Source organism: Chryseobacterium metallicongregator, from assembly GCF_031324065.1.
GTDB classification, from domain to species: Bacteria; Bacteroidota; Bacteroidia; order Flavobacteriales; family Weeksellaceae; genus Chryseobacterium; species Chryseobacterium metallicongregator.
In genome coordinates this window covers 894,817-901,992 of sequence record NZ_JAVIXS010000001.1, presented here as the reverse complement: position 1 = coordinate 901,992, position 7,176 = coordinate 894,817, and the positions used below count along the sequence as shown (strand labels likewise).

Sequence of the window (7,176 nt, the reverse complement as noted above, 5' to 3'; positions counted from 1 at the left end):
AAAATTGATCCGGTAGTTCAGCTGGTTAGAATGCCGCCCTGTCACGGCGGAGGTCGCGGGTTCGAGTCCCGTCCGGATCGCAGAAGTTTTCTCAATTTCTTTTAAAAAATTGATCCGGTAGTTCAGCTGGTTAGAATGCCGCCCTGTCACGGCGGAGGTCGCGGGTTCGAGTCCCGTCCGGATCGCAGAAGTTTTCTCAATTTCTTTTAAAAAATTGATCCGGTAGTTCAGCTGGTTAGAATGCCGCCCTGTCACGGCGGAGGTCGCGGGTTCGAGTCCCGTCCGGATCGCAACTGCGATATCAAAGTAGTCAAAATACTGTAAAATTTATATTTTACAGTATTTTTTTTTGAGAGTATGCGTATGAATTTTAGGTCAAAATATCTTGGCACTATTGATTTATATTTTGAATAAAAATTAACGTATGCTATTAAAAATATTAATAATAATTATTATCTTCGCTCGATAATAAAAACCACCAATTGTTGAAATAATGAAAAAGATACTTTAGGTTTATTTGTGTATGGGGAATGTTTTTAAAATCAGGGAGTTAAGGTATATACCCAGGTGGTCGGTTTTTCTTATTGATATTTCTGTCATTTTTTTTTCAATTTTAGTTTCATATTTTCTTCTGAATAGTCTGGAGGTAAAACTCAATTTTATTAAGTATCAAAAGGAAAAAATATTTTCAGTGCTGCTTATTAATATTCTGTGTATAGTTCTGTTCAAAACGTATGCGGGAATTATCAGACATTCTACTTTTTTTGATTTTTTTAAAATTGTATGGTCTTCAGGCAGTGCTCTTATTGTTTTGCTGGGACTGAATTTTATGTCAGAACTGATATTGGGTAAACCAGTATTTTTATACCCTGTTCTTTTTTTATTTTTCTTTATCTCCATTTTTTTGATGTTCTTTTTCAGAATGGCAATCAAAGAGCTTTTCGGTGTCTTAATAGATTCTAAGGATACTCCATCCAAAGCTAGAATTGCTATTGTTGGGGTAGAGGATACTTCCGTGTCATTAGCAAAGGCTATTATTCACAATCCCGATCATCCCTATCAGCTGGCAGGATTTCTTAGTGCAAGATCGGATTCTAAAAAAGCAAGGTTGCTTGGCCATAAAATTTATAGTAAAAAACAATTTCTTAGGAGCGATACTTTGAAAGAACAATTTGATGCGGTTTTAATCAAAGATGTGATGACAAAGCGAGAGATAGAAGAATGGACTAGCTTTGCATTGGATAAAGGGTTGAAAGTATTAAAAGTACCCGTAACCAATATCATAAAAGAGGATGATAAGGTGAGAAGCATCCGTCCTCTTCAGATTGAAGATTTACTGAATCGTCCGACAATTAAAATAGAAAACAATGAGGTAAGATGTTTTCATGTTAATAAAAATATTCTGGTAACCGGAGGAGCCGGGTCTATAGGAAGTGAGATTGTAAGACAGGTTGCTCAGCTAAATTCATCATTGATTGTTGTCGTAGATCAGGCTGAGTCTCCTTTATATGAATTGCAGCTTGACTTATTAGAAAGGTTCCCAAACCAAAGGTTCAAATTTATACTGGCTGATATTTCAAACTATTCCAGAATGGAAAAATTGTTTGATGATTATCAGTTTTCAATAGTTTATCATGCGGCAGCCTACAAGCACGTACCATTAATAGAAGATAATCCGCATGAAGCTATTTTTGTCAACATTGGGGGAACTAAAAATGTAGCACTCTTATCGAAAAAATATAATGTAAATCGTTTTGTGATGGTGTCTACAGACAAAGCTGTAAATCCCACCAACGTAATGGGAGCATCTAAAAGAGCTGCTGAACTTTTTGTACAGTCTCTACAAAATTCTTCGGAGAATACAACAAAATTTATAACAACACGTTTTGGAAATGTATTAGGTTCCAATGGTTCAGTAATACCCCATTTCAAAAAACAAATTGAAAAAGGAGGTCCGGTAACGATTACTCATCCCGATATCATTCGTTATTTTATGACGATTCCCGAAGCTTGCGAATTGGTACTTCAGGCAGGAACAATGGGGCAGGGAGGAGAGATTTATGTTTTTGATATGGGTAAACCGGTTAAAATTCTGGATTTAGCGGAAAGAATGATCAAATTATCAGGATATACTCCGGGTATCGATATTAAAATTGATTTTATTGGGTTAAGACCTGGCGAAAAACTGTATGAAGAACTTTTAACAGATAATTCTACGACTATTCCTACCCATCATGAGAAAATTATGATATCCAGAGATCCATTGATGAAGTTTGAAGATATAGATATTTTGTGCAAGCAAATCATTCTTTCAGCAATGAATAAAGATAGTTTGCAGATTGTGAGAATATTAAAAATAATTGTCCCGGAATTTAAAAGCAATAATTCTGAATTTGAAATTCTTGACAAAATATCTGAACATAAAGCATATGAATGAAATTAAAGAATAAAATACATAAAAAACTAATATAAAATAATAATTTTGCTATTTTAATTCCAAACGGAATGAAAATTGCTAGAGAAAGAATTAATTTAAATATAAAGATTAAAATACCTCTCACATTCGTAAACTTCTTATAAATATGGAATACTTATGTGGTTAGTTTTCTTCCTATTAGGTATCTTAAATTAAATTCAGATAGATTTTAAATAATAGCACAAGTAGACTTAGAATAAACAACATATGAATAAAAAGATTATTACATATATAACATTGTTATCGGTTATTTTGTTATCATGCAGACCGAAGCAGAATATGGTATATATGTCGAAACATAATATGGAAGAGGAAGTTGCGAAAGCAAAATTTCAGGGCTTACATATTCAGGAAGGAGATGTACTTCTAATTCTTGTATCTGCACTCGATGAAATTGCTGTAAAGCCTTTTAACCTTAATACTGCAAACAAAGTAGGGAGCGACAGTGGTAGAGGAATTAACCAATACGTAGAACCAAGTCAATACCTTGTAAATGAAGAAGGCTATATCTCTTTTCCGGTTTTAGGAAATGTATATACTAAAGGAATGACACAGGTACAGCTAAAACAGGAACTGGAATCACGTCTTAAGAGATATCTAACAGATCCATTAGTGACTATTACCCTTAAAAACTTCAATGTAAGTATTTTAGGAGAGGTAAAACAACCAGGACAGAAAGAAAGTCTCTCCCAGAAAATCAATATTTTTCAAGCACTTGGACTTGCAGGTGATATGACGGATTTCGGAGACCGTACCAATGTAAAACTTATCCGCACAGGAGAAGATGGTGCTGACCAGGTGGTTAATGTTGACCTTACAAGATCTGATATTGTGAGTTCGCCGTACTATTATATGAAACAAAACGACATATTATATGTACAGCCGGACAAAAATAAGCAGGTTCAGGCTAACTCAAATCCGAACAGAGCTCTTACATTCCAGATTATTGGTGCTTTACTTACAGCGGGTACACTTATTATTGCTTTAACTCGAAAATAAAATATGCAGCAGATAGAATTTCAGGAAAGTGAAGAATCTTTGAATTTAAGAAAGATCATTGGGAAATATTTAGTAAAATGGCCTTGGTTTATAGCATCTGTCTTATTATTTGTTATTATAGCCTTTATATATCTAAGATATGCTGTACCTCAATATGAATCGACTACTACTTTAAAATTTGATAAAAAACAGTCTGATTTAACAGGAGCATTAATTGATCTTGATAACTTAGGACTTGGTTTAGGAAATGCAGATGAACTTAAAAGTGAAGTGGCTGTGGTAAGCTCCAGACCAATCCTTATGAAAGTTGTTGAAAATCTAAATCTTAATATACAATATTATAATTCGGGTGAGATAAGGGATTCAGAATTATTTATCAAAGTACCAATTGTTGCAAAAATTATTTCTTATAAGAATACCAAAAAATTTGTTTCTTCCCAATATATGGTAAAAGAAGTGAACGGAAACGAATTTGTTTTGGAAGATAAGGAAAACAAAAAAGTAAAGGGAACTTTCGATAAAAATCTAGTTCTTGATTTTGGAACTGTAATTCTTCAAAAAGTTCCGGGTCTTACCTTTAAAGATAAATATAAAATTGTCTTCTGGAATCCTATAGAGAAGGTGAAATCTTTGGAAAAAAAGATCCAGGTTGATCTTCCGGATCAAAAGGCTATGCTTATGGACATTAAGATCGTAGGAACTGTTCCTGAAAAATCAGAGGCTATTCTTAATGAGGTAACCAAACAGTATAATCTGGATGGGCTAAGAGATAAAAACTTACAAGCTCAAAATACTCAGGAGTTTATCGACAAACGATTAGAGGTTATTTCACGAGATCTTTCCGGAGTGGAGAATCAGAAAGAAGATTTCCAGAACCGTAACCGAATCGTAGACTTACAGGCGCAGGCACAGCTGGCGCTTCAGAATACAAACGATAACACAAAACAATTTCTTCTGCAACAAACCCAGCTGGATCTTCTTAACTCTCTTCAAAATGAAGCTTCAAAAGGAGATAATCAGCTTATGCCTTCTAATTTAGGACTTAATCCTTCTTTGGAACAGGCTATTTTACAGTATAATAATCTTGTTATCACTAGAAATAAAACTTTGAAGCAGGCAACGAATGAGAACCCTGCAGTGATAGAAATGAATAAAGAAATTTCTTCACTAAAAGAAATTGTAAGAGATAACATCCGTCAGCAAAAAGCAACTGTTCAGGCTTCTATCGCACAGATAAACAGCCAGATTTCTGCCAGCACAGGCATGATTGAAAAGGTTCCCGGACAGTCAAAAATCTATAGAGGTATCGAACGTCAGCAGAATCTTAAAGAACAGCTTTTCCTTTTCCTTTTACAGAAAAGAGAAGAAAATGCAATTAATCTTTCGGTAAATGTTCCGAAAGCTAAAATTGTAAACCCTGCTTATACTGATGATATTCCGGTTTCACCTAAAAAAAATATTATTCTTTTAGCAGCGGCTTTATTAGGATTAATGTTACCGTTGGGAGTATTCTATCTTTTCTTTATGTGGGATGATAAAATCTACAGCCGAACAGATATTACGGAAAATTCGCCACTTGGAGTGTTAGCAGATATACCATCGTTGAAGGACAATCAGAATCATTTGGTACAGAGAAATGATTTCTCCGAATTGGCGGAATCGTTTAGAATACTGGTTTCCAACCTGAAATTTCTACTTCCTAAGAAAGATTCGGCGAAAGTCATACTGGTAACTTCTTCAGTGAAAGGAGAAGGTAAAACACTGGTTTCAGTGAATCTTGCTCTGACATTGGGAAGCAAAAACGGAAGATCATTACTAATTGGTTCGGATGTTAGAAATCCACAGATACAGAGATATGATGATGAGCGTGTTAAGAATGCAGGTCTTACGGAATATTTATACGATGAAACAACAGATGTAGAAGATCTTATACATACTTCCGATACCAATCCTGAATGTGATGTAATTTATGCGGGATCTATTCCTCCAAACCCCCAAGAGCTTCTTTCCAACGGTCGTTATCAGAATCTTATCAGTGAAATGTCGTCCCGTTACGAATATATTGTGATCGATTCTGCTCCACTGATGCTTGTTTCAGATACATTGAGTATTTCTGACACAGCTGACGCTTCTTTATACGTTGTGAGATCGGGAGTGTCAAGGAAAATATTAATAGATTTCGCAAATAAACTGGTTAAAGAATCAAAAATATCAAACGTCTCTTTTGTAATCAATGATGTTTCTAAAAATGTTGGTGGTTATGGGTATGGATACAACTATGGCTACGGTTACGGATATACCACTGATAAGGAGAAAAACTGGTGGCAAAAGCTTTTCAATAAATAATCAATTTATCTTCAAAATATACATTAAATAAAGTAAGAACATCACATATAATATGAATATACAGAATAAAATTGGGGTAATCGGATTGGGGTATGTTGGATTACCTCTGGCCCGTTTATTTGCAACAAAATACGCGGTAGTTGGTTTTGATATCAATCAAGCCAGAATTGCAGAACTTAATAGTGGAAAAGATTCTACTTTGGAGGTAGAAGATGACGTATTGCAGCCGGTTTTAGTAAAAGAGAATCCCTTTTCAAGTTCATCAAAAGGATTATTTTGCTCATCTAACCTAGAAGATATTAAAGATGCTAACATCTATATCGTAACTGTTCCTACACCGGTAGACAAACATAACCGTCCAGATCTAACGCCTTTATACAAAGCGTCTGAAACAGTGGGAAAAGTATTGAAAAAAGGGGATATTGTTATTTATGAATCTACTGTTTATCCCGGCGTTACAGAAGAGGAATGTATTCCTGTGCTGGAAAAAGTTTCAGGACTGAAGTTTAACGAAGATTTTTTTGCAGGATATTCTCCTGAAAGAATCAACCCGGGAGATAAAGAACGTACTGTAGAGAAGATTTTAAAAGTAACTTCAGGTTCTACACCAGAAATTGGTGAAAAAGTAGACGAATTATATAAATCTGTAATTGCAGCAGGTACACATTTGGCACCAACCATCAAAGTAGCCGAAGCATCAAAAGTGATCGAAAACTCACAGCGTGATATCAATATTGCTTTTGTGAATGAGCTTGCAAAGATATTTAATCTCTTGAATATCGATACACATGCCGTTTTGGAAGCTGCAGGAACAAAATGGAATTTCCTGAAATTCAAGCCCGGTTTAGTAGGAGGGCACTGCATCGGGGTAGATCCTTTCTATCTTGCCCAAAAAGCGCAGGATGTAGGATATTATTCTGAGCTTATCCTTACAGCAAGAAGATTGAACGATTCTATGGGGCAATTTGTAGCCTCCGAGGTTGTAAAAACGATGATTAAGAAAAGAATCAACATTCCTGATGCCAAAGTGCTGAATCTTGGGATCACATTTAAGGAAAACTGTCCGGATGTAAGAAATACAAAAGCAGCAGATGTTATCAAAGCACTGGAAGACTATTCTATCGAAGTTACAACATACGATCCGTGGGCAAATCCGGAAGAAGTAATGCACGAATATGGTATAGGATCTACAAGTTCTCTGGAAGATGTGAATGAAAAATTTGATGCAGTTGTTCTCACTGTTTCTCATAATGAGTTCCTGAATATTGATCTTTCTCGTTATCTGAAGGAAGGAGGAATTGTATATGATGTTAAAGGAATTTTAGAGAAATACGATAATCGTTTATAAAAAAAGT

General features: G+C 35.0%; 4 protein-coding genes and 3 tRNA genes. All 7 read left to right on the top strand.

Going from position 1 to position 7,176, the window contains the following annotated elements; genetic code table 11:
- The first annotated feature begins 6 nt into the window (after positions 1-6).
- The 7 genes from REB14_RS04185 (at position 7) to REB14_RS04155 (ending at position 7,169) form a co-directional block, all read left to right on the top strand.
- Positions 7-80 (top strand) — tRNA-Asp (locus tag REB14_RS04185).
- Between the two features lie 31 nt (positions 81-111).
- Positions 112-185, top strand: a tRNA-Asp gene (locus REB14_RS04180).
- A 31-nt stretch (positions 186-216) separates the two neighbouring features.
- Positions 217-290, top strand: a tRNA-Asp gene (locus REB14_RS04175).
- 233 nt (positions 291-523) lie between these two features.
- Entirely contained in the window at positions 524-2,437 is a 1,914-nt protein-coding gene (locus tag REB14_RS04170) for a polysaccharide biosynthesis protein (RefSeq protein ID WP_309521572.1), read from the top strand.
- 327 nt (positions 2,438-2,764) lie between these two features.
- Positions 2,765-3,475 carry a polysaccharide biosynthesis/export family protein gene (locus REB14_RS04165; protein ID WP_238594364.1) on the top strand — a complete coding sequence of 237 codons (711 nt, stop codon included), beginning with the start codon at positions 2,765-2,767 and terminating at the stop codon, positions 3,473-3,475.
- Positions 3,476-3,478: 3 nt separating this feature from the next.
- Entirely contained in the window at positions 3,479-5,821 is a 2,343-nt protein-coding gene (locus REB14_RS04160) for a GumC family protein (RefSeq protein WP_079240781.1), read from the top strand.
- A 52-nt stretch (positions 5,822-5,873) separates the two neighbouring features.
- Positions 5,874-7,169 carry a nucleotide sugar dehydrogenase gene (locus tag REB14_RS04155; RefSeq protein ID WP_079240782.1) on the top strand — a complete coding sequence of 432 codons (1,296 nt, stop codon included), beginning with the start codon at positions 5,874-5,876 and terminating at the stop codon, positions 7,167-7,169.
- The last annotated feature ends 7 nt before the right edge of the window (positions 7,170-7,176 follow it).